Below are 21,193 nucleotides of genomic sequence, written 5' to 3' on the forward strand. Positions count from 1 at the left end.
GTTGGTGAGGTGATGACGATGCGAATGCAGATGACAAGCCAGATCGATGCCGACGGCAATGACCCCATTTTCCTGATGTTCCACGGTTACGGCAACGACGAAAGCGAGATGGTGCGGATTCTCGACGCCGTATATGCGCCGATGCGGCCCCGTCCGCAATTGCCGCCGTACCCAGCTATATCTCGTTCCGTGCCACCTACGCAAGGCCCTATATGGGCGGCAATTACTGGTATCCCGACGGCTGCGGCGTGGACGAGCGCCAACGCGAATGCGCGGCGGTCGGGGATGCGGTGGCTTCACTGCTGGATGCCTCGGCATTCGCCCATCGCAGGAAGATATTGATCGGTTTCTCCCAAGGCGGTTATCTGTCATATCGTCTGGTCAAGGTGCATCCGACGTTGTTCAATGCCGCGATCCTGCTCAGTCCTTCGTTCATGGGCGAGGAACAGGCGGCGCTTGACTCCACTACCCGATTCTTCCTGGCGTATGGCGCGCAGGACCGCACGATTCCGCTGCCCGACCAGCAAACGGCCCATCAGGTCCTTGAACGGGCCGGGCATCTGACCTATCGCGAGTATTCCGGCATGGCCCATGCCATCTGTGATGAGGAAATCGCCGATATCCGGCATTTCCTACGTGCCATATGATGCCGGAATAGCTTCAATATGGAATATCTCCGTTCAAAGAGGTACCGGTCCAAGTAGAAGCGGCTCAACAATGGCGGAATGGCGCTGGCCATGCCCATTCATCGCGCGATGGTTCTGCGATCAGCTCAATTCCCCTGCCGGCTGATGCCGCCCTTATGACCGGTGGCCTTGAATGGCGTGGCGCGTGCCGTCACCTTCGGCCCCGGCAGATTCGTACTGGTATTGGATTGACCGCGGAGCCCGACAGCCGGCTGGGACTCGGAGCGTCGACCAGTACCCGTGATGTTGGTATGCCGTTTGCCGTCGTGCGCCCGTTTCCCACCAGCACCTTCAGCCTCGTCAATATCAATGCCCTTGGCGTGCAAAGCACGCGCCCACCGCTCATCCATCGTGCGCCTCACACATCCCATTCGGGTTTCCACGTGTACTGTATGTCGTAGGCGCTTGACCAGAACAGGTATTCGTTCTGCACACCGGTCACGAAGATGTCCACGAGCTCGGCCCGGCGCTCTTCGTTCAAACCCTCCACGAGCTGTTCGATGTGTTCAATCAGCCACGCCGAGCTACTCCAGAACTCCTCGGTCTTGTACATGTCCACCCAGCTCTTGTACGGGTTGGCATCGAGCGTGTCCGCGAATTCGGCGGCGAGACGCTGACCGTAGTCGGCGTACACCCAGGCGCAGGGCAGCACGGCGACCAGGATATCAACCAGCGGATTGCCGTATGCGATCGACAGGATGTTCGACGTGTAGGCGCGGGCGAACGCAGACTGGCGCACCGAGTTCATCTCCTGCTCGCTGATGCCGTAGCTCGCCATGTATTTACGATGCATGGCGGATTCCACATTGAAGATGCCGTTCTGCACATCCGCCATGAACCGCATGACCTCGGGATCCTGGGTCTTGGTCAACGCCAGCGCGTGCACCTTGGCGTAATCGTTCAGGTAGCGGTAATCCTGCAGCAGGTAGAACGCGAAGCGCTCGCGCGAAAGCGTGCCGTGACCCAGCTCGCGCAGGAACGGCTGCCGGTAGCCCTCCTCCCAGACCAGGTCGGAGGCCTGGCGCAGGCGCTGGGCGAACGGCGGCAGGTGGTTCAGGGTGATCGGGCCGAATGCGACGGCGTCAAAAGACATCGTTTGCCCCCTTCGATGGTGTTGGCCAACAGGCTCCAAGGGTCAGGCACAGCGCCTTTCTCAACCCGTTCGCCACCACGATGGCCGGCAGCTTGCATTCACGGGTTCCCCTGCAATGCGCCTCATTATGGCAACACGAACCGACAGGTGCCGGCTGCGCCTAGGATGGGAAATCATTGCTGCACGCCGAAAAGGGGAGGCGACTGTCATGAGGTATTTCACGACCGACACGCATTTCGGGCATCCACTGGTCACGGTGTTGCGAGGGTTCACGACGTTCGATCCGACGCACTCGCGCTATGAGGAGGTGCTGCGCGCGCATGATCGCAAGACCGCCGAAGATTGGGCCAAGGAGGAGACGTTCGGCGCGGGTCTGACGTTTCGTCAGGTCGCCGATACGGATGCGCATGACAAGGCGATTGTGGATCATATCAACACTTTGGTCGGCCCGGATGATGAGCTGTGGATTCTGGGTGATATCGGTTTCCGCACATCGCTGACCCATCTGAAGAACTGCCTGCGAGCGCTCAATTGCAAGCATCTGCATGGTGTGATCGGCAACCATGATGACTGGTGGCTGGAAGACCGCCCCGCACTCAACCTGTTCGAAAGTTTGGAGCCGCACGATACGGTTAAGATTGAGGGACTCGGTACGGTCAATCTTTCACATTACCCGTATCGGGAGGATCTGGCATACAGTTGGCCCGATGATGTGGCGAAGTTCAGCGGCAAGGCGTTGCCGTTTGACGGTCGCAGACTGCTGTATGGACATACGCATCAGCTTTCGCCAGATGGTGCACGCCCGGAGGCACTGAATGTTGGCATTGACACAGCATTGACCGCCGTTGAGATGTATGCACGCTGAACACGCGCCTCAACGGCATTGGTCTCGTCATCTCTCGCTCACACCAACGGATTGCCGGCAAGACGGGTCAATTCGGCGTTCAGCTCGGGGAAATGCTCGTTGCCGACGAACGGACCGTATTCCGTGCCGGATTGGAATGGGCACCATGCCTGAATGGTCATATGCTTCAGTCGTGAATAAGGCAGGATGCCACCGGTGCGATCGGCTGCGGGATCGCTCGCCATATTGAATTGGATTTCAGCGTCGAGCATCTGTGTATGCATTCCGCCGTGTCGAAATAGTCGATGCCGGAATCATGGGCCACGGCCACGGTACGTGCCGCATCGGCGGCATCCAACGCGTCCATGCGCATCACGCCCAGCGCCACTCGTGACGCAATCATGCCGGATTGTCCGATTTCCTGAGTCTTCATAGTGTCTCATTTCTGTTATCGTGAATCGGCGAACGGGCACTGTCCGCTTCGTTGCCGGGCAGCAATCTCCATTGCCGCTGCTTATGTCACCTTATTGCTTGAAGTGCACTTGAAGGCAACTCGCAGGCAGGCAGCGCGCGCTGCCGGGCGCGTCTTCGCGTCTTCATGTCTTCGCTGTGACCGAGACATCGTTGTGCCGTAATCATGCCCATTTCTTGTATGATGACCTCTATAGCAACAGAGCTAGGGGGATTCCATGAATACTACCGATTCAGCCAAAGTCAGTGATGCCAACGCCGGCGCAAACAATGTCATCCATATCCCGCACAATCCCACGCTTGCCGGATTGGCCACACTGACCCGCAACGTGGCGTACGAGACCGGGGCCGATAACCTGGTGATGGATATCATCTCGCCACAATCCACCGGCGATGACGATGACCGCCGCTACCCCACCGTGGTATTCGTGCAAGGCAGCGCCTGGACCACGCCGCATCGCGACTACGAGATCCCGCAACTCTCGGCTTTGGCCCGCGAAGGCTTTGTGGTGGCTACGGTGAATCATCGCGATGCCTCGAGCGATCCCCACGACGTGTTCCCCGCATATCTCGAGGACGTAAAAGCAGCCATCCGCTATCTCAGGGCAAACGCACGTCAATGGCACGTGGACCCCGACCGTCTCGGTATCTGGGGCACGTCGTCCGGCGGCAACACGTCGCTGCTGGTGGGGTTGACCGCCGACGATCCGCGGTATGAGGACGGCACCAATGCCGCTGAGAGCGATGCGGTGAAGTACGTGGTCAGCTGCTTCCCGCCCACCGACATGCTTGAAGCTGTCGACGCATTCGACGATGAGACCAATCCATTCCGGCTGTATTATTTCGGCCCGTTCGCGGCCGTGGTGGGTGCGACCCATGAGACCGGCATCAATGCCGAGGTCCGTCAGCGCGCGGCTGACATGAGCCCCTACCTGCAGGTGCGGGATGACCAACAGTATCCGCCGATGCTCCTGTTGCACGGTACCGCCGACACCGTGGTCCCCTACCATCAATCCGTCAAGATGCGCGACCGGCTGGTCGAGCACGGCGTGGACGCGCAGCTGGTGCTAGTCGACGGCGCCGAACATGAGTACGATTTCTGGAGCCAACAGGTCTTCGACGTGATTTTCGATTTCATTCGTGAGCGGAGCTGAACGGTAAGGACACACGGGCGCGTCCTTTTTATAGGTTGCCGAGTTCTCTTTTAGCCAATTTTGTTGGATCCCCTATCTGCGCGAACATACCATGACAGTTCTAGACTGTGTTCTAGGACTGTCAATCGGCAATGTGTATGAAGCGTGATGTGATGGGTCAGACGGCGATTGATGGAGTTGAGGGACTTAATAGGGCCGGTGAACTCGGTGAACTCGGCAGATTTAGCCGTTCGCGGCAGCTGATGTGGGGGGTCATGCGCTGTATCTGATTTGGTGGTGTATTTTCTTCCGCCCGAATGCGCAGGTCAAAGGCGGCGCGCTGCGCGTATTCGGTATTGCGTGCATTCTTGTGGCCGGGCGGTGGCGGGCATCGTCGGAGTAGTGTTAGAATGTTTTGGCATCAGTAAGTTACTTTAGCACGCGGCCGATTTCCTCTTTGAGAGCATACCGTCTCGGGTACTTTGCCATGATCTCCTTGGCGAGAGCCTTGGCTTGGTCGAGTCCGAAAACGTTGCGATATTGCTCGATCCACATGGCAACGAATCGGTATTCGTTGCGATTTCCCTGTTGCAGATCGCGATCCAGCGGCAGCTGCTTTCTGATCAGTCGTTCTGCTTCCGCGCTGTGATTGAGGCTGATGGGCTTGAGCAAATCACGCAGGAGTTCCGGCCGCTGCCCGGCTAAGGCCAAGGCCTCATCGGATAGGCGCTCTTCAGTCATGAGTCGTGCAAGGACTTTCCCACCGAAATCATGCTCATGATAGTTGCGCAGAATGTTCTGAACGCTTTGAGGCCAGCCCGATTTGCCGACCATCGATTTGAGGATGGGAATGCAACGTTCGTCCGCCACTGAATCACTGTGAGCGACGTAGTACTCATATAATTGTTTGATGCCGTTCTCATCGTTCAGTCGTTCATAGCAGGCCTCCAGCATGGTAAGCTCGCCATGCGGCAGTTGAGCGGTGAGCTCCCAATACCCCGCATGCTTTTGCGCGGCATCCCAATCGTAAGTCTGTTCCAAGAAAACGGCGGCCCCGGCATAATCCCCGTCCAGGAATTTACGTGCGATGACGGCAAATCTGCATTCGGCCACGTCCGTGTTTTTGGACAGTAGCTCATCGGCACTAATTGCGTCGCCGCCGTACAGCAGAAAGTCATGATGGAGTTTCATCAGATAGTCCTGTGCAGCTCGCCAATCGTAATCGGTCAGGTTCGTTCGATGGCCGTCAATGGAATCCCCCTTCTTGTCATGAAGGAATTGCTGGGCAACATTCAATGTGGACTGCGCATAGGTGCGGCACATGAACGAGGTCGTGCCGATCTCGCGGGGCTGATGCTCCATCTGTTCTATGTCCGCCGTACCTCGTGCGTGAATATCCGCGAATGGGATGACGCATTCCAGCGGCGTGTGCGGCCAAAACAGCATCTCGATCATAGGGGTATCACGCATGAATCTCAACGCTGCAATCAGCATCTGCTGCGCTTGCTCGCCTGTAACGATTGGTGCCGCGGCATACGTATAAGCGAGGATCCGCTCATTGAGGTGTTCGATATATGTCTGTAGCGCACCCTCTTCATCATCGACTTGTCTCGCGAACCACACTGTTTTTCGCAAAGCCGCGCACATGCGTCTCATGGCCAGCGGATAGTCGTTCGATTGTTCTGCTTCCTCGAATACGGCCATCACGCCGTTTATGGCGGCATCTCCCCATTCGAATTTCCAGCCGTAGTCCTTGCCGAGATGTCGCCGCATGGGAGATTCCATGACGCGATTCACGGTGCTTTCGGGCATCAATGGTTCCATGCCGCTCGCGATTGCCGGATTCGCAGTCACGATGGCATTGATTTCGTCCTGATTCCAAACCAGATAGAAATGCTGAGCGGGCGTCCACCGTTCTGATTTGCGCAGTCCCACTCGTTCTCGAATATGTTGCAGCACTCGATTGAACACTTCAGGTTTCGATGCGAGAGGATTTGCTGCTACGGGTATGTCTGGCCGAGAGTCGTCCTGCTTTGCAATCATCGCATCGTATGTCACGTTCTGCTGATGATTACCGCCGTGTTTGTAATCACGCAACGTCAAGAGCGCCGCACCAATATGCTTGCAGTATCCGTCATAGTCGTAGGGGCAGGTGCAGGATGCGAACACGATATCGTTGCCACGAAGTCGAATATCGACATCGTAGAGTTCAGAACCGTGCACTTCGGCGTGGAATAGTCCGGCCGACAATTCCTCTAACCCACCGATTCTATGCTCGTCCACGTAATCATATGCTCGCTCCAGGCTGCGGGAGGTCATCTCCTCTTCGAACTCGTCGAAATGGGCAGTCATGACGGGCCTCCTAATGATTGGTCATACATTACGGTGTGGGACGTAGTAGCCTAATGCAGTTCGGCTATCATCTGTTCAGCATCACCCATGCAACATCATGTCACGGTGCTTGTGCCAACGGAACAGACGCTCACGATGGCGGTTCAGCGTGAAACGATCCCACATCTGGTCCTCGGCCCACTCAACCGTGCCATCATGTTCTTCATCTTCGGGATTGCCCAAGGTATCAAGGAACCGCTCGAACCCATACGCCCCGCCGACATCCTCCGGAGGCGCATCCCCCGCCCCATCCCAAAGCTGAGGATCCGCAACGTGCACGCTGCGGTAGGTACGCAGCAGCTTGATGTCATGGATCCAATCGTCACCATAATCGTAGTAATAGCGAGCGGTACGCGCCTTGGGAAACACGTCGCCCAGCTCGGTTTCCGAAGCAATGCGAACTTCCGGCAACGGCTCTACCGGCATATATTGTTCGTATCTCGCCTCATGGTATGAGGGCTCTTCTCCCCACAATTCTTCCACTTGCACCTGCTTCCCATCCGGGAATGTGGCGCAGAAGCAGAACAGATGCTCGCCGTACCACATAAAGCATTCCTGCAATACCGCATGCAAATCAAAGAACGTCAATGATGCCGGCACCAGAATCTCCCGCCAGCATTCGCGCCCGTCAAGGCGCAAAGTGACTCGGAAACGAAATGCCGTGTTGCCATTGCCTGCCATGAAGACTCCCTTATCAACGATGAAGTTATTATCACCGTAACAGAGTCCAGGGCAAACCACTGCATTACGAATCTGATTCGCGCCCTCAGAAAAGGCCGAATCATCTGTTCAATCTCCGTGTCCTGTGGAAAAGACTCTAACAATAACCGGTACTGTTCATCATCAGCAAGTCCAATATGCCATGTGACCAGGTGCGGGACACTCATGTGATCAGTCGCTATGGCGGGGAGACGTGACTTTGGTTCGTACCGTCGAGCAGACGCGAATGGGGATAGCCGTGCTGCTCGTGTCCGATATCGGCTGGGGCGTGCTGCCGCTGTACTGGCGCACGCTATCCAGTATGAATGCCATCAGCGTGCTCGCGTATCGTTTGGTCGCCACGTTGGCGGCCATGGTCGCGCTGTTGGTGGCGTTCTCCGGCCTGCCCACCGCGATTCCGCTGGCCACGTTCTCCTACGGCGTGCAGCACAGCCATTACCTGACCGTGAGTTTCATCCAATATCTCAACCCGCTGATCCAGTTCTGTGTGGCTGTGCTCCTGCTGCACGAACCGATGCGCGCGCAGGGCTATGCGGCGTTCATGGTGATTTGGGTCGCGATCGCGGTGTATTCGTTCGGCGCGATTTGGGCGTATTGGGAGCGGCTGAAGCCCCACGCACGTTAAGCGCTTCCTTAACTCCCCTCCCCGAATGCGATTACCCAGTGGAAACAAGACTACATCAGACCAGTATGCACCGCCAAGCGGCGAGTAACACTCCACCCGCTACAATCAGCAGTATGGTTGTTCCGCAAAAGCCAACGCTGGCTCAATTCGAGGTCATGTTCGAAGGCACACCGTTGATTCTTGAACGTGCCACCGATTACTGGGAATCGGGCCGCGTGAGTTCGGTGCAGGAGATTGCGCCGCAGCTGTATCACGCGCAGGTGTCCGGCAGTGCCGATGACTGTTATGACGTTGACATCCGCCTCAGCAAAGACGCTCGCGGCGAGAACGCCAATGAAGCAAACACTGATGACCAAGCCACTACCAGCAGTAACAGCGACCACGAATCCACAACCGACGACAATTCGATTCGCATACAATCCGCCGCGTGCACCTGCCCGTATCAGAGAACACCATATTGCAAGCATATAGGTGCCGTGCTTTACGAACTGCGCAAACAGCTCATTGGCGCGCACGGCAATCACCACAATGATGACACCGCCAACGCTCACGATGGTGTCATCGCACTCCCCCGCACCGTGCTGTATCCCATCCAGCAACACCTCGACACGCGCGCAGAGCAGGGCAAAGGCCATCTGCTGTTCCTGTGGTCCACCCAACTGCGCGAAGCCGCAAAGACGTTCTGCGCCCAGCCAGACGAAGAACGACCGCTAATCCCGCTGATCGACGCACAAACCATGCTCTCCGACACAATCCGCCGATGCCATGAACGTTTCATTATTCATATCAGTAAACACAGCGATGCGTACAGCAAATCATGTGACTACACAGAATTCATCAAAACCGTGCAGGCTATCGCGGGCAATGCCCTGCAATCCAGTGATTACGCGAGCGCATGCGGCAACCTGCGACTGTGCATACACGAAGTCCACGCGCTTCTGCTCTCGTCCGAGAACGATGATGGCTCCGAACCTTTGCTCACGCTTATGGATGATCTGGCGATGCGCGTGCGATGCTATATGGAGAATGTGGCGGAATTCGCCGACTCCTCTACCGCCGGCAAGGCATTGAACACCATTGCGCAGGCCGCGAACGACAAAGACATGCGGCAATGCGAACCATTGAACAGTATGTTGCTGATTTCCAGCGCGCTCGCTTTCGCCCAATATGACGACAAACGCATATGGGCCATTGACGTGATCGAGAACGCGATAACGCGTAATCTGGAATACTCGTTCAACGAAGAGAGCGAAGAAAGCGACGAGGACGACGAGGATGAGGATAACGAGGATACGAGCGAAGTAGACGACGAAACCGACTTCATTTCGGATGAATCGTTACACGTATTGCAGTTGTTCACACTCATGAGCGCCTACGACCTATACGCTCTATCCAACGATGACGCCGGACGCGAGCAGCTTCTGAAAGACTACCCGGAGTCAATGGCCCTCACGCTGATGAACGCTGCGAACATGATTCATGAAGAGCGCTTGCGTTCCGCATACATGCTCGCACAAGGTTTCCTTCTGTCGAGCCGGGATATGGAAGATGTCGATATCGATGCCCGGCATAACGGTCTGCTGCCGGACCTGCTGCCCCATGGATGGCATACCATCATGGAATGCTGCGCCGAGGGACTCAATGACGTTGGACTGCTCGCCAACGTGTATCGGTACTACATTCTTTCCTGCAACGACAGATCCGATACCCATTACGTGAGTAAACTACGCAATCTGTTACGCATCTACGGCGGTCTTAGCGCAGAAGAATGGCATGACGTGGCTGATGGGCTGACCAGAGATTGCGCCCGGAACATCATCGACCGCATCAAGTACCAGCCGGAAATAACCACCAAAGGCGGCACACAGCGCCACAGCAGTTGGCGCAATCCCGCTTATGAGAAGCTCATCGTGGATGAGCGGCTTTCGGACGCGGCCCTGACCTATTACGTCACCGTCGATTACCCGCCGCTGCCATTGCTGCGCACCATCGCCATCGAACACCCCGAATCGGCAAAATCGATAATCCTCGACGCGATGCCATACGGCACCATGGGCACGGCCGCGTTCCGGTTTACGGTGGAACGTGGCGTCGACAATACATTGACGGCACGCCGCGCCACATACCAGCAGATCGCCAAACAGCTGCGTCGTTTCGCCGCAGTGTTCGGCGATGAGGAGACCCGTGTGCTGGCACACGAGATTGTCGAGCGTTATCCGAATCGTACTGCGTTGCGGGAGGAGCTGGCGTTTGCGTTGTAGTGACGACATTGGCAACGCGGTACGGCATTCGGCACATATCCATTGACTATGCAGAGAAATGCCAGCCTGTTCTTCGCTGAGATTCCTGATGATATTGGTCAGCTGGCTGCAAACCCAGACCTTGGCCAAATGCTCATCCATGAGGAATCCCTTGCCTTTGGCATAGCGGACGACGACACCCGGCATGTTGAGTGCATTTTCAGCGCATTCAACATCATCTGCGTGCGCTTCGCGTGCATTTTCAGCACAATATCCGTCACATACCTTAATGGATGCAGCACTCCTTCAAACGCTGCTGCAGGCCTTCGTCCACCGCGAAAAGGTACAGACCGTGGACGCCGCGCTTGAGCAGGACATTCAACTCATGCTTCAAATTTTCTTCGGCAAAATCTCCTAAATCTTTGCGCTTATTGGTTGCCAGATAGTTTTGGCTGGCCTTTGCATCGAACACGATTCCCCCGTTACGATACGTCACCGAGGGTCCAATGATCACACCGGCATAGTTCAAATCAAACCCTTGGATGGTGAAGATGGAGCCAATCTCATCTATGGTGTACGGCTTCTCCGCCCAAGACAGTTCTTTGTCGATGCCTTTCCTGCTTTTCGGAGCGGAATCTTCGAGCTGATAGTTCCAAGGCTTGCAGAATTGGTCAGAACTTATTGCGGAATGATCGAATCCATGGTCATCCGCAAGTCCCATACGCCATACGCCGGAAGTATCGCGATGCAGTTCCACATTCCAAAAGCCATGCGGATCATTCTGATTCTCAGATTTCGCCGAATACTTCCAGTCATAGGTGGCCAACAAACGGGACAGTCCAGCCCCATCCCAACCATCGGGCTTCAGCTGGGCTTTCGCGTGAATGGCATTAAACAAATCAACCGGCGAGTCGAACACCTTAACGTCATAAGGTTCTCGAATCACTTCACCATCTACGGCATACTCGCCCGTATCAACGGGCAAAGGGCCGATACCTTTCCCCGAAGCGAATCGGTCAATCCACTGAATCATCGACTTACTCGCGGCAATACGGAATTGCTTTTTCAAATGGACATGCGCAATGTCCACGGAAATGGACGGCAGATGATATTCGGCGCCCAAATCAACCGCTTTGAATGCGCCGATTTTCCCGGTCGCACATGCGATCTGAGTCGAATCAGAGTCCAGCTGAAGTTTTTCCAGCATCGCTGGGTCCCACTGCTGGCTGGACTGCATAATCTGATTGTGATCAAAGACCGCAATCACCACCCGGGCTCTGCGCAGAATGTCATACAGCTGGTTCTTCCCGGAATATCCCTGATTTCCTTGCGTCATCAACAAATGGGCCTCGTCGATGAGCACGATGTCCGCCAGGCCTTGCGGTTGGTCTGGAATGCCTCGACCATGCTCATTGCGTAAGCTGAATCGATTGATGAACTGACTGGGCAGCATGACCACTTCATCAGATTTCTTCTGCAAACCCAGTTTCGTGGCAATCTGATTATATACGTGCACCTGTTCCTTATGATTGACAAGAATGTATGAGGAAAGCCGGCCGTTCGCCGTTTGTGACAGCTCAGGATAATCTTCGTCTTCGGAATAGGTGTCGCCTTGGATGCCGATTTCAGCCGCGATTCTGTAGAACAGGTGGCTTAACAGGACCGTTTTGCCTGTCCCTGCAGCACCTTGAACAAAGATTAATTTCGGATGGCGGTCTGAAGATTGCTCATCGGCTTTCTTCTGTTGCCGGCTATCGGCAACCAAGGCGGCAAGTTGCACCAAAATAGATTCTTCGGCTTCGAGCTGGCTATCGCTGAGTTTATGAAAAGGCGATGCCTTGAACAACGCGGAATCTCGGATGATCTCCTCCGCCGGGAACAGGTCAGAATCTTCCTTGTGTAATCTCAACCAGATTTGCGAGAAAATCCGATCAAACTGGTCTGCGGTGTAATAATCGCCTTGCGCATTGGTCCGTCGATTGTTGAGCCTTTTCACCGAATCGGTACTGGACATATAGTGCATAAGACGGTTTTCGACATCCAGGGTTAACGACTTATTGAATTTGGGATGTGAAATAACATATTGCCGATATGCATCATCATTCCGCGAGACAGCATCAGCTACAGCTTTCCAGTCCTCGCGTTCTTTAGCATCTCTTTCAAGATGCTGGAATGTACGATGCCGTATATCGTTGGTCTCACCGACGTACACCGTATATTCGTTCTTCATCGAATAGCGATTGGTCTTTCCTGAATACACGACATAAACCGTTGGATATGCCAACACATATCGCAGCATGAAATGTTCCAGATCGGAATCATTAACACTGCGCCCCATCTGCTTCTCGAGGGATTCGTCAAAAGCCTTTTCAAAAGCTTCCCTACTGTATTGACCATATGGCAGGTTGATGACAAACGGCGCCAAGCTCTCACTGTTCATAATCATATTATGGTCCATCATGAGCTCTGGTACATGACCAACATTCAGCAAGTCCTATAATGTCAGTCATGATCAGTGACAGTACCATTCAATCGATTCGTGATTTTGTGTCGGAGCGTGGCTGGGGCCAATACCACACTCCTGAGAACCTGGCGAAGTCCATCAGCATCGAGGCGTCGGAATTGCTGGAATGCTACCAGTGGACGCCGCAGTCGCCATCCATGGATGAGGGACATGTCAGAGAAGAACTAGCGGATGTGCTTACGTATTGCATCATGATGGCCGATGCGCTTGGTGTGGATATGGATGACATCGTCATGGGCAAGCTCGCAAAGACCAAGAGCAAGTATCCCGCGGAAGCCGTCCGTGATGACTTCGAGGAATACGAGCACCGGCATCTGAATGCTCGTAAGACGGATGACGATGCTCAATCTTCGCCTAGCAAGTAGCTTGTTCCATGCGGCTGCTATCACCATGCCGTGATTCCGACACCACCACTCGATAATGGTACACACGGAACCAATCAAGGATGACGGATGGCCGGTGGCATTGGTCACCGGCGGCACGAGCGGCATCGGCAAGGCGACTGCGCGGATGCTCGCTGTGCGGGGTTGGCGTGTGATTGCAGTGGGACTCGGTGCGGACGAGAATATCCCTGAGACTCAGCGTCTTGGCCACAGCGAACTGTTTACCTACGAGATGGATGTCACCAAACGGTATCCATTACCTCATGTGTATATGTAATATCAAGGTCGGGGATACAGTACAACACCTCAAATATTCGCTTGACAGCATGCCAATCTCCCTCTGTCAATCCGCGATATTTCGGGAATTCATGCATCGTATACCATCTCACACAATTCAATGCTTCATGAGGAAACTCTGAAACTTGGTCTTGCGATTCATCTAATTCCCGACGTCGGCTCTCACGCATGAAGATAAGCACCGCAGCCACATGCTTGCAGTACGTTGCACGTTGGGAATATTGGCATGTGCAGGCGGCAGAAATCACTTTGCCATGGCGCAAACGAATGTCCACTTGATAGTCGTCATTCCCGCGAACCACGGTATGCCAAAGATTCTCAGCAATCATGACCGGCGGATCAACCTTGCCGGCATCGTAATAAGCTTCTCCACGCACAAAAATCCTGCGTTCAAACAATTGAAAGAAACCGTCATCCACTTCTGCTGTCATACGGCCTCCTTGCCCTATGTATTTCAGGATAACGCTTGTCGCCCGCTTTTTGTCATGTCATGCGATATTTTCAATTGCTGCGAGCATCGCCCGGAACCAATATTCGCTTTCGGCGTTCCATGGACCATTCCCTCATATTCGGGACTACAGTAAGCGACAGATATGAAGCTACTGTGCCCCAGTCCGAAGGAGGACATTATGGGATTGTTTGATTCGCTGAAGAACATGTTTGCGCATCATGAGCACCATCATGGAGCCAGCATCGGTCAGCCGCTCACTCTTACCGACACCAAAGCAGTGCTCGCTTTCATCGTGCTGCACCAACATCTGGCAGATATGCGCAAGGTGGCCGAAGCGGTCAAGCAATTGCAGGATGAGATGCCTCAGTACATCACATTCGGCATGTCGCATTATTACAGTGAGCCCAAGCGCGTGCGCTTCCAGTCCGAAGGTGGCAAGTTCATCGATGCGGACGCCATCGCCACCGCATTTGCCGAGACCACCGTATTGCAGGACGAGTGCGAAATCCAGCATCTTATGGGCGATATCGAAGACAACCGTGAGCATCGCGATCCGGCAAAGACGCCAGCAGTACCGATTGACGAACTCGTGCGCGTCACCAATGAAAGGCTTGCGACCGGCAACGATGAGGAGCGAAGTCGTGCATGGCTGTTCGCCTTATTCGATCAGCTCGATGACATTGCCGAGGCGACAAAGAACAACCTGGAGCCGCTTGTCACAGCGTTGGATACGACTCTACAAAACAGCTCCGCTACTATTGGCAACTCCGCCACTACCGACGCCGGCAGCAGCAGCAACAATGCCAATGCCGGCGATGCACGTTCCCGTATCATCTCCCTAATCGCCGACGCTCTCTTCCCGGCCGCAGAATCCTCGAAGACGAGCAAGTCCTCAGCATCCGCCGCCATCCGCGAACTGATGCTCAATCCCACCGCAACATCGCTCGATTACATGCCAGCCATAGACGTACTGCGCGCCCACGGTCTCACTATTTGCCGGTGAGTCCGAGAAGTCAACCGGTGGTTCATACGGCAGTGGTTCATGCGGCACATACCGCACGGAACTGCTATGCACGAACCACTGTGTCCGAGCAACGAGAACGCGCTACTTCTCCAGCTTCTCCAACTTTTCCAGTGCCTTTAACAGCGAATCGACATGTCCTTTGGCACGCACGTTGTAGCGCGCAATCGCCACGGAGCCATCGGGATTGATGACGAGCGTCGAGCGGATCACGCCTACGTGCACCTTGCCGTAGAGCTTCTTTTCGCCGTATGCGCCGTACAGCTTGTGCACGGTCAGGTCGGGATCAGACAGCAGCGGGAACGTGAGATGATCACGCTGTGCAAACTTGCGCAGCTTGTCAAGTGAATCCTTGGAGACACCGAGCACTGTGACATTCTTCGACGCCAATCGGGCGAGATTGTCGCGGAAATCGCAGGCCTCGGTGGTGCATCCGGGCGTCATCGCGGCCGGGTAGAAGTACAGTACAACCCTGCGGCCGGCATCAAGCACGTCAGACAGGTTGATTGATCCGCTCTCTGTAAACCCAGGTATAACCGCCGGCAGAGTGAAATCGGGCGCCACGCTCCCCTCTTGCAGACGTTCCGGCATTGAATCAGAGCTATCAACAGTAGTGGTCATGATTCCCATCATAGAACCCTTATCAACAGCGCTAGTAAAGTTATTCAGAGGTCAGTCACACAACTGCGGATCGGCAAAACGGCGATTCTGCAACACCGGCAATGTTCGACGCGCGGAATCAAGACACTCACGACTCAGCTCAGCAGTAATGAGATCGGCTTCCCTATCGCCCGCCGCCGCATCACGCGCGAATCCGTCGATGATCTCCAGATTCCGTTCCGGTTCCTCCGCCACCGTAAATTGCGCAACCGCGACGGACAGATGGATAACGCCCGTTTTCTTGCGCAGATTCGGTTGTGGGTTCCGATGAAAAGGACATGGCCCGGCTTTGGTGCGATTTTCAGTCGCTTGCACATGAAAACCGCGATTGGAAAGAAGGCCGGAAGCCATGTCCGATAAGATCATACGGTTCGACGACGCCCTGTTCGGGTCGACGGTGATCGAGCGCTGCCGGAGGCGCGAATCCGGCGTCGAGGAGGCGCTGATGGAGATGTGCCTCGCGGGCGTGGGCACACGCGGGGTGGACGACACCGGCCGGCTGCTGTGGGGCGAGCGGATGCCATCCCGGACATTGAGCGACAGACTCAAGAAGATCCACAAGGGGATCGACGAGTGGCGGAAACGCCCGTTGGAATCCGAGTGCCCGTACGTGTTCGTGGACGGCGTGCGGCACAAGCGGTCCCGGGGCGGGCGCGTGGAGAACGCGGGCGTCCTCGTCGCCATCGGCGTCGGCACGGAGGGCCGGCGCGAGGCCATCGCGGTCGACGAGGGCATGCGCGAGGACGCGGCCGGCCGGGAGCGGTTCTTCCGAAGCGTGATCGAACGCGGGTTGGGGGGGCGTCGGACCGGTGGTCGGCGACCGGTGCGCCGGACTCGTCTCCACGGTCAACTCGATGCCGCCGAACGCAAGATGCCAGCGGCGCATGGTGCGTTTCATGCGCGACGTGCCCTCCAAGACGCCGCCCGGTCACAGGGAATGGGCGTCCGCCGCCCTGAAGGCCGTCTTCGCGCAGGAAAACCGCGAATCCGCCATGGCCAAGGCGGGGACGGTCGCGGGCGAAACGGAGGAACGCAAGCTCAAGGCGGCCGCGAACCGCCTGCGCGGGGGCGTCGGCGAGACCGCCGCCTGCCTCCTGCCGGGGTTCCCCGCGAACCATGGGATCAAGCCGCGCACGGACGACATGATCGGGCGATTGAACAGGGAGATCCGCCGGCGCACCCGGGTCGTGGGCGGCTTCCCCGGCTCCGACAGCGCGCTCATGCTCGTATGCGCCGGAATCCGCTACGTCACCTCACGCTCGTGGTCGGACCGGCGATACATGGACATGTCCCGGCTCGATGACAACCCAGGCGCAGCGGCATGAAAGTCACGCCAACAGCTGGCCAACAACCAATCTGCGCAAAAAAGCGGACACTACCGACAGATGACCACTATTTTCGCATGATGAACAAACCATTTTGAATTCACAATTCTCTATGCTCGGCGCAGCATACGTTCTGCCACATCGATATAAATATTGCAATCGAAAATGACACATACGGCGGAGCTCATCAGCTCTCCAGAAGTTGCTTCAAATAAGCTGAATCATGCACCCGCACTGGTCGAGTATCCTCATCAAAGCCTTCATTGGTGTCTACCTGCTGCTTGATGAAATCAAAAGCCTGCTGAGGAGTGACACGAATGCTGGCTTCCATCTGTTCTTTCATTATCGTCGGCATAAGATCGTTCCCTCCTTCCCCGTTCAGTATATATTCAACTTATTTCTCACTACTACAGCACGGAAGGATCCTCCGTCTGAGAGCAAACGACATAGCCTCACACCAGTCCCAACGTTTTGAAGGCGTTGGCCAGGCCGTCCTCGTGAATGTCGGTGGTGGTGAAGTCGCAGAAGGCTTGGATGCCATGAATGGCGTTGCCCATGGCTACGGATGTGCCGGCGGCTTTGAGCATGGCGGTGTCGTTGTCGGAGTCGCCGATGGTGATGGTGTCGGCAATGGCATAGCCCAGCAAAGAAGCCACGTCGCGCACAGCGGTACCTTTGTCGATGCCGTTGATGAGCAGTTCGCCGTTATTCGGCGAGATCTTGTCGTATGAGCCGTGCACGAGCTCAAACCATGGGCTCAAATCACGTTGAGTCTCCTCGAAAGTCACGTCAGGATTCGGCGAGGTGAAGTATGACCCCTTGCTCACATGAATCGTATGTCCCAACGTGGAGCCGGCCGGAACCTCGACCTCGTCCAGCAGATGCCAGAACCGCGCAAACTCACCACGATTCCACGTCTTGCCCTTGGACTCCAGATGGCGGCGATAACCTTCGGAAATGTACATGCCGTCCGCACCCTGCCATTGGTAGCTTTCGATATGATGCTCGGCGAAATACGCCATCGCCGCATCAATTGCCTCGGGCGATATGAGGTGCTGGAACAGCAGCTTATCGCCAATATTCGCCTGCGCGCCGGCTACGGAAACTACACCGTCGAATCCAAGATCCAGAATGCTGCGTTCGATTTTTGGCATGGAGCGACCGGTACAGATGAAGAGCTTGTGGCCGTTGGCCTGGGCTTGTTTGCAAGCGATTTTGGCAGATTCGGGTACGACGTGGTTTTCGTCGGCTAGGGTGCCGTCGATATCGATGAATACGAGTTTGCTATTGGTTGTCATGGTTGCCTTCGTAACTGGTTGGACCTCCCCCAGTCAGCTTACGCTGACAGCTCCTCCAGAGGGGGGCGAAGAAAATCCCGCCTAAAAACCTACAAGCATCACACGGCGTAGGCGGCCCAGCGGCCGTGGGTGTGCTGGACTTCGATGGGCATACCGAACAATTCCGACAAGCGTTCGTCGGTCAGGCCATTCTCCAACGAACCGGTGTAGACGATGGTGCCAGCACCGGGATTACCCATTGAATCCACGCCCGCTTCGGTGGCGTCCTCAGCAGGAATCGGCTTTCGTCCCATGATAGCGATGTGGTCGAAACCAGCCGGAATCTCCTCCAGTCGATGGGTGACCAGCACCACGGCACGCTCGGAGCTTTCCTCGCCGATTCGGCTCAGCGTGCGCATCACCTGCTCACGACCACCCAAGTCGAGGCCGGTGGTCGGCTCATCCATGATGAGCAGCTCGGGATCTCCCATCAGCGCACGGGCGATCAATACGCGGGTGCGTTCGCCTTCGGACAGTCGCCACATCTCCTTGCCTTCCAGATAGGAGACGCGAAAATCGCGCAGCAGCTGGCGGGCGCGGGCGTATTCCTCTTGCGTGTAGGTGTCGCGCCAGCGCCCGGTCACGGCGGACAGGCCGGTGACCACGGCGTCCAGCGGGTCCTCGAACTCGGGGAACTGCCGGCCCAGGTCGGCCGAGGCGAGACCGATGCGGGTGCGCAGTTTGAATACGTCGTATTTGCCGAGTTGATGGCCGAGGATGAATACGCGGCCTTCCGAGGGGAACGTGCGGGTGGCCAGCATGTCGACCGCGGTGGATTTGCCGATGCCGTTCGGACCGAACAGCACCCAACGCTCCCCCGCGTTGATGGTGAGGTTCACGTCGGTGATGATGACGCGACGGTTGCGCCGGAATTCGACGTTGTCGAGTTGGAGGACGGTGTTTGTCATGAGTGAAATACTACCTATGATTCGCGGTCTGACGACTCCCCTCAGTACGCTTCGCGGACGACTCCCCTTAAAGAGGGGAGCCAAGAAACCGGTACCTGAGGGGAGCTGGCCGGCGCAGCCGGACTGAGGGGGGCACTCGTTGCAGCGCTACTTACTTCTTCTGCTCGTCGAGCACGGACTGGTAGACTTCCACGGTCTTGTCGGCGATGGTCTCCCAGCTGAACACGTCGCGGGCGCGTTCGTAGCCGGCCTGGCCCATCTTCTTGGCGAGTTCGGGGTCAGCCATGATCCTGTCGATGGCGGCAGCCATGTCGTGCACAAACTTGTCCGGATCGGTGGGGGTGCCGGTACCGTCGTGCAGCTGATCGATCGGGACCAGATAGCCGGTTTCGCCGTCGACCACGACTTCCGGAATGCCGCCAGTGGCGGATGCGACGACCGGCAGACCACAGGCCATGGCCTCAAGGTTCACGATGCCCAGCGGCTCGTAGATGCTCGGGCAGATGAAGGCGTCGCAGCCGTGCTCCAGCGCGTTGAGCTCGGGCTTCGGGAGCATTTCTTCGATCCACACGATGTTGCCGCGCTCTTCGTCCAGCTTGGCGAACGCGTTCTTGACTTCCTCGGCGATTTCCGGGGTGTCGGGCGCACCGGCGCACAGCACCACCTGGATGTCCTTGGAAATCAGGTGCAGGGCCTTGAGCAGGTACGGCAAACCCTTCTGACGGGTGATGCGGCCCACGAACAGCAGGGTGGGCTTCGAACGGTCGATGTTGTAACGATCGAACACCTTCCAGCCCGGGTCGTCAGGGGCAGGGGTGGCGAAGTCGGCCATGGTGATGCCGTTGTACACCACGATGACCTTGTCCGGGTCGAGGTTCGGGTAGGCGGTCAGAATGTCCTTGCGCATACCGCCGGACACGGCGATCACACGGTCGGCGTGCTCGTAGGCTTCCTTTTCGCCCCAGGAGCTCAGGTTGTAGCCGCCGCCGAGCTGTTCGCGCTTCCATGGGCGGAACGGTTCCAGGGAGTGGGCGGTGATGACCAGCGGCGTACCGTGCAGCATCTTGGCCAGGTAGCCGGCCAGGCAGGCGTACCATGTGTGTGCGTGGATGATATCGGCGTCAACGTCGTTGGCAATCTGCAGATCCACGCCGAAAGTCTTCAATGCGGGGTTGGCGTCAGCCAGCTCAGAAGGCGTGTCATAGCCGACGACCTTCAAGCTGCCCTTAGCATCGGCAGCATTCGGGATAGCAGGAATGTCCGTCTCGGTGCGCTTGCCGTCAAACGCACGCACGGTCACATCAACGCGCTCGGCCAAAACCTTGGACAGCTCCTCGGCGTGTACGCCGGCACCACCATACACGTGCGGCGGGTATTCGCGGGTTAGAATATCAACTTTCATCGGACTGCCTCTCCTTCGTGCGTCAGAAAGAAACTCAAGCACTTCTTACTTTAGGGCACCGCATACAAGAAAACGCACAACTTCCGTCGTGCGTTTTGCTTTTCAAGCCGGATTTACCGGGCAAAAGATCAGACTGCCGTGCCGTTCTGATCCAAATTCGGATTGTGCTTGGAATCGCCAGCCGTAAAGAACAGGCTCAGCACACCCACAATGAACACCGCGGAAACGGTGATGATCAGCCACATCGGATGGCTTGGCAGCCACATAACCACGAAGAACGCGATAATCGCGATGGCGATCAGCGTCCAGCTACCCACACGGAACCACTGACGCAGCGAATGCGGTGCCTTGAACATCTTCGGATTCGTGTAGTTCGGGTTAGTGGTCAGCAGGGTTTCGGTGTCCGCAATCGTACCGCCGCTGGGCTTCCACTCGGTGTCGTCGGTGCCGTCCTGCAGACGCTGGGACTTCTGCTGCAGCTGGTATTCGTCAATCATTCCCGAGCGACCGCGGCCTTGGGTCTGGTCGTACTGCGACGGCACTCCCCTGCGGCCTGCTTTGGCTTGGGCACGGCGTTCTGCACGATTCGGCATTCCACTACTCCTGTTTCGACGGTGACACTGTTGGCTATATTACTCGCTTATCGGCGGCAATTTGCCACCAGTCCATCGGAACCCACTGT

At 56.3% G+C, this 21,193-nt stretch carries 22 protein-coding genes and 2 pseudogenes; 9 read left to right on the top strand and 15 right to left on the bottom strand.

The genetic code is table 11. From position 1 onward, the window contains the following. The first annotated feature begins 24 nt into the window (after nucleotides 1-24). Nucleotides 25-647, top strand: a pseudogene (locus tag BLIJ_RS07565) (alpha/beta hydrolase). Nucleotides 648-772: 125 nt separating this feature from the next. On the opposite strand, the gene BLIJ_RS07570 reads toward BLIJ_RS07565, so the two are convergent. Next, entirely contained in the window at nucleotides 773-1,057 is a 285-nt protein-coding gene (locus tag BLIJ_RS07570) for a hypothetical protein (RefSeq protein ID WP_231837819.1), read from the bottom strand. Next, nucleotides 1,045-1,779, bottom strand: a complete 735-nt coding sequence (tenA, locus tag BLIJ_RS07575) for a thiaminase II (RefSeq protein ID WP_012577782.1) — start codon at nucleotides 1,777-1,779, stop codon at nucleotides 1,045-1,047. Before tenA ends, BLIJ_RS07570 begins: the two co-directional genes overlap by 13 nt. 208 nt (nucleotides 1,780-1,987) lie before the next feature. Here tenA and BLIJ_RS07580 point away from each other — a divergent pair, with 208 nt between their 5' ends. Then, entirely contained in the window at nucleotides 1,988-2,644 is a 657-nt protein-coding gene (locus BLIJ_RS07580; protein WP_012577783.1) for a metallophosphoesterase family protein, read from the top strand. A gap of 38 nt (nucleotides 2,645-2,682) precedes the next feature. Here BLIJ_RS07580 and BLIJ_RS15185 read toward each other — a convergent pair whose 3' ends face one another. Both BLIJ_RS15185 and BLIJ_RS07585 read right to left on the bottom strand, forming a co-directional pair. After that, complete coding sequence (locus BLIJ_RS15185) at nucleotides 2,683-2,805, bottom strand: hypothetical protein (RefSeq protein ID WP_256755799.1); 123 nt, start codon at nucleotides 2,803-2,805, stop codon at nucleotides 2,683-2,685. A 5-nt stretch (nucleotides 2,806-2,810) separates the two neighbouring features. Continuing rightward, nucleotides 2,811-3,056 (bottom strand): putative oxidoreductase, encoded by a 246-nt coding sequence (locus tag BLIJ_RS07585; RefSeq protein WP_014484932.1) that lies wholly within the window; start codon nucleotides 3,054-3,056, stop codon nucleotides 2,811-2,813. Between the two features lie 256 nt (nucleotides 3,057-3,312). Between BLIJ_RS07585 and BLIJ_RS07590 the strand changes: the two genes are divergently transcribed. After that, entirely contained in the window at nucleotides 3,313-4,248 is a 936-nt protein-coding gene (locus tag BLIJ_RS07590; protein ID WP_012577784.1) for an alpha/beta hydrolase, read from the top strand. 408 nt (nucleotides 4,249-4,656) lie between these two features. On the opposite strand, the gene BLIJ_RS07595 is transcribed toward BLIJ_RS07590, so the two are convergent. Together BLIJ_RS07595 and BLIJ_RS07600 are read right to left on the bottom strand one after the other, a co-directional pair. Next, nucleotides 4,657-6,579: an SWIM zinc finger family protein gene (locus BLIJ_RS07595; protein WP_012577785.1), complete on the bottom strand. Its 1,923-nt coding sequence runs from the start codon at nucleotides 6,577-6,579 to the stop codon at nucleotides 4,657-4,659. An 81-nt stretch (nucleotides 6,580-6,660) separates the two neighbouring features. Further along, complete coding sequence (locus BLIJ_RS07600) at nucleotides 6,661-7,299, bottom strand: plasmid pRiA4b ORF-3 family protein (protein WP_012577786.1); 639 nt, start codon at nucleotides 7,297-7,299, stop codon at nucleotides 6,661-6,663. A 232-nt stretch (nucleotides 7,300-7,531) separates the two neighbouring features. On the opposite strand from BLIJ_RS07600, the gene BLIJ_RS14705 reads away from it, so the two are divergent. Beyond that, a complete protein-coding gene (locus BLIJ_RS14705; RefSeq protein WP_231837820.1) occupies nucleotides 7,532-7,963 on the top strand; it encodes an EamA family transporter in 432 nt (143 codons plus the stop codon). Nucleotides 7,964-8,076: 113 nt separating this feature from the next. Further along, a complete protein-coding gene (locus tag BLIJ_RS07610; protein WP_014484935.1) occupies nucleotides 8,077-10,224 on the top strand; it encodes an SWIM zinc finger family protein in 2,148 nt (715 codons plus the stop codon). 265 nt (nucleotides 10,225-10,489) lie between these two features. On the opposite strand, the gene BLIJ_RS07615 is transcribed toward BLIJ_RS07610, so the two are convergent. After that, on the bottom strand, nucleotides 10,490-12,649 hold the full coding sequence (locus tag BLIJ_RS07615) for a DUF2075 domain-containing protein (protein ID WP_014484936.1): 2,160 nt from the start codon (nucleotides 12,647-12,649) through the stop codon (nucleotides 10,490-10,492). 62 nt (nucleotides 12,650-12,711) lie between these two features. Between BLIJ_RS07615 and BLIJ_RS07620 the strand changes: the two genes are divergently transcribed. Together BLIJ_RS07620 and BLIJ_RS13685 are read left to right on the top strand one after the other, a co-directional pair. After that, the gene (locus BLIJ_RS07620; protein ID WP_014484937.1) at nucleotides 12,712-13,092 is read left to right on the top strand and encodes a nucleotide pyrophosphohydrolase; all 381 of its coding nucleotides are present in this window, start codon (nucleotides 12,712-12,714) and stop codon (nucleotides 13,090-13,092) included. Between the two features lie 94 nt (nucleotides 13,093-13,186). After that, nucleotides 13,187-13,387 (top strand): SDR family NAD(P)-dependent oxidoreductase, encoded by a 201-nt coding sequence (locus BLIJ_RS13685; protein ID WP_226746477.1) that lies wholly within the window; start codon nucleotides 13,187-13,189, stop codon nucleotides 13,385-13,387. Here BLIJ_RS13685 and BLIJ_RS07625 read toward each other — a convergent pair. Beyond that, the gene (locus BLIJ_RS07625; protein WP_012577791.1) at nucleotides 13,350-13,838 is read right to left on the bottom strand and encodes an SWIM zinc finger family protein; all 489 of its coding nucleotides are present in this window, start codon (nucleotides 13,836-13,838) and stop codon (nucleotides 13,350-13,352) included. The genes BLIJ_RS13685 and BLIJ_RS07625 overlap by 38 nt on opposite strands. Before the next feature lie 198 nt (nucleotides 13,839-14,036). Here BLIJ_RS07625 and BLIJ_RS07630 point away from each other — a divergent pair, with 198 nt between their 5' ends. After that, nucleotides 14,037-14,861, top strand: a complete 825-nt coding sequence (locus BLIJ_RS07630) for a hypothetical protein (protein WP_012577792.1) — start codon at nucleotides 14,037-14,039, stop codon at nucleotides 14,859-14,861. Nucleotides 14,862-14,963: 102 nt separating this feature from the next. Here the strand turns inward: BLIJ_RS07630 and BLIJ_RS07635 are convergent, their stop codons facing one another. Beyond that, entirely contained in the window at nucleotides 14,964-15,512 is a 549-nt protein-coding gene (locus BLIJ_RS07635) for a peroxiredoxin (RefSeq protein ID WP_014484938.1), read from the bottom strand. A 39-nt stretch (nucleotides 15,513-15,551) separates the two neighbouring features. Further along, on the bottom strand, nucleotides 15,552-15,890 hold the full coding sequence (locus BLIJ_RS15190) for a hypothetical protein (RefSeq protein WP_232048295.1): 339 nt from the start codon (nucleotides 15,888-15,890) through the stop codon (nucleotides 15,552-15,554). 28 nt (nucleotides 15,891-15,918) lie between these two features. Between BLIJ_RS15190 and BLIJ_RS13690 the strand changes: the two are divergent. Continuing rightward, a pseudogene (locus BLIJ_RS13690) lies at nucleotides 15,919-16,864 on the top strand (IS256 family transposase); the annotation flags it as partial. 187 nt (nucleotides 16,865-17,051) lie between these two features. Here BLIJ_RS13690 and BLIJ_RS14785 read toward each other — a convergent pair. From BLIJ_RS14785 to BLIJ_RS07665, 5 genes are all read right to left on the bottom strand, one after another. Continuing rightward, nucleotides 17,052-17,219: a hypothetical protein gene (locus tag BLIJ_RS14785; RefSeq protein WP_012471888.1), complete on the bottom strand. Its 168-nt coding sequence runs from the start codon at nucleotides 17,217-17,219 to the stop codon at nucleotides 17,052-17,054. Nucleotides 17,220-17,316: 97 nt separating this feature from the next. Next, nucleotides 17,317-18,162, bottom strand: coding sequence for a Cof-type HAD-IIB family hydrolase (locus BLIJ_RS07650; RefSeq protein ID WP_012577795.1), 846 nt, complete (start codon nucleotides 18,160-18,162; stop codon nucleotides 17,317-17,319). A 98-nt stretch (nucleotides 18,163-18,260) separates the two neighbouring features. Further along, nucleotides 18,261-19,109, bottom strand: coding sequence for an ABC transporter ATP-binding protein (locus BLIJ_RS07655; protein WP_012577796.1), 849 nt, complete (start codon nucleotides 19,107-19,109; stop codon nucleotides 18,261-18,263). Between the two features lie 151 nt (nucleotides 19,110-19,260). Then, nucleotides 19,261-20,511: a glycogen synthase gene (glgA, locus tag BLIJ_RS07660; protein ID WP_012577797.1), complete on the bottom strand. Its 1,251-nt coding sequence runs from the start codon at nucleotides 20,509-20,511 to the stop codon at nucleotides 19,261-19,263. A gap of 128 nt (nucleotides 20,512-20,639) precedes the next feature. Continuing rightward, nucleotides 20,640-21,104 (bottom strand): membrane protein, encoded by a 465-nt coding sequence (locus BLIJ_RS07665; RefSeq protein WP_012577798.1) that lies wholly within the window; start codon nucleotides 21,102-21,104, stop codon nucleotides 20,640-20,642. Between the last annotated feature and the right edge of the window lie 89 nt (nucleotides 21,105-21,193).

Origin of the sequence: Bifidobacterium longum subsp. infantis ATCC 15697 = JCM 1222 = DSM 20088 (assembly GCF_000269965.1) — a bacterium.
Lineage (GTDB): Bacteria > Actinomycetota > Actinomycetes > Actinomycetales > Bifidobacteriaceae > Bifidobacterium > Bifidobacterium infantis.

What these genes read in the sequence shown, in the direction of transcription:
- BLIJ_RS15190 (WP_232048295.1), bottom strand. Translation starts at nt 15,890, where the DNA reads ATGGCTTCCGGCCTTCTTTCCAATCGCGGTTTTCATGTGCAAGCGACT.
- BLIJ_RS07625 (WP_012577791.1), bottom strand. Translation starts at nt 13,838, where the DNA reads ATGACAGCAGAAGTGGATGACGGTTTCTTTCAATTGTTTGAACGCAGG.
- tenA (WP_012577782.1), bottom strand. Translation starts at nt 1,779, where the DNA reads ATGTCTTTTGACGCCGTCGCATTCGGCCCGATCACCCTGAACCACCTG.
- BLIJ_RS07595 (WP_012577785.1), bottom strand. Translation starts at nt 6,579, where the DNA reads ATGACTGCCCATTTCGACGAGTTCGAAGAGGAGATGACCTCCCGCAGC.
- BLIJ_RS07635 (WP_014484938.1), bottom strand. Translation starts at nt 15,512, where the DNA reads ATGATGGGAATCATGACCACTACTGTTGATAGCTCTGATTCAATGCCG.
- BLIJ_RS07655 (WP_012577796.1), bottom strand. Translation starts at nt 19,109, where the DNA reads ATGACAAACACCGTCCTCCAACTCGACAACGTCGAATTCCGGCGCAAC.
- BLIJ_RS07620 (WP_014484937.1), top strand. Translation starts at nt 12,712, where the DNA reads ATGATCAGTGACAGTACCATTCAATCGATTCGTGATTTTGTGTCGGAG.
- BLIJ_RS07615 (WP_014484936.1), bottom strand. Translation starts at nt 12,649, where the DNA reads ATGATTATGAACAGTGAGAGCTTGGCGCCGTTTGTCATCAACCTGCCA.
- BLIJ_RS07630 (WP_012577792.1), top strand. Translation starts at nt 14,037, where the DNA reads ATGGGATTGTTTGATTCGCTGAAGAACATGTTTGCGCATCATGAGCAC.
- BLIJ_RS07570 (WP_231837819.1), bottom strand. Translation starts at nt 1,057, where the DNA reads ATGGGATGTGTGAGGCGCACGATGGATGAGCGGTGGGCGCGTGCTTTG.
- BLIJ_RS07650 (WP_012577795.1), bottom strand. Translation starts at nt 18,162, where the DNA reads ATGACAACCAATAGCAAACTCGTATTCATCGATATCGACGGCACCCTA.
- BLIJ_RS14785 (WP_012471888.1), bottom strand. Translation starts at nt 17,219, where the DNA reads ATGCCGACGATAATGAAAGAACAGATGGAAGCCAGCATTCGTGTCACT.
- BLIJ_RS07600 (WP_012577786.1), bottom strand. Translation starts at nt 7,299, where the DNA reads ATGGCAGGCAATGGCAACACGGCATTTCGTTTCCGAGTCACTTTGCGC.
- BLIJ_RS15185 (WP_256755799.1), bottom strand. Translation starts at nt 2,805, where the DNA reads ATGACCATTCAGGCATGGTGCCCATTCCAATCCGGCACGGAATACGGT.
- BLIJ_RS07590 (WP_012577784.1), top strand. Translation starts at nt 3,313, where the DNA reads ATGAATACTACCGATTCAGCCAAAGTCAGTGATGCCAACGCCGGCGCA.
- BLIJ_RS07665 (WP_012577798.1), bottom strand. Translation starts at nt 21,104, where the DNA reads ATGCCGAATCGTGCAGAACGCCGTGCCCAAGCCAAAGCAGGCCGCAGG.
- BLIJ_RS07585 (WP_014484932.1), bottom strand. Translation starts at nt 3,056, where the DNA reads ATGAAGACTCAGGAAATCGGACAATCCGGCATGATTGCGTCACGAGTG.
- BLIJ_RS07610 (WP_014484935.1), top strand. Translation starts at nt 8,077, where the DNA reads ATGGTTGTTCCGCAAAAGCCAACGCTGGCTCAATTCGAGGTCATGTTC.
- glgA (WP_012577797.1), bottom strand. Translation starts at nt 20,511, where the DNA reads ATGAAAGTTGATATTCTAACCCGCGAATACCCGCCGCACGTGTATGGT.
- BLIJ_RS07580 (WP_012577783.1), top strand. Translation starts at nt 1,988, where the DNA reads ATGAGGTATTTCACGACCGACACGCATTTCGGGCATCCACTGGTCACG.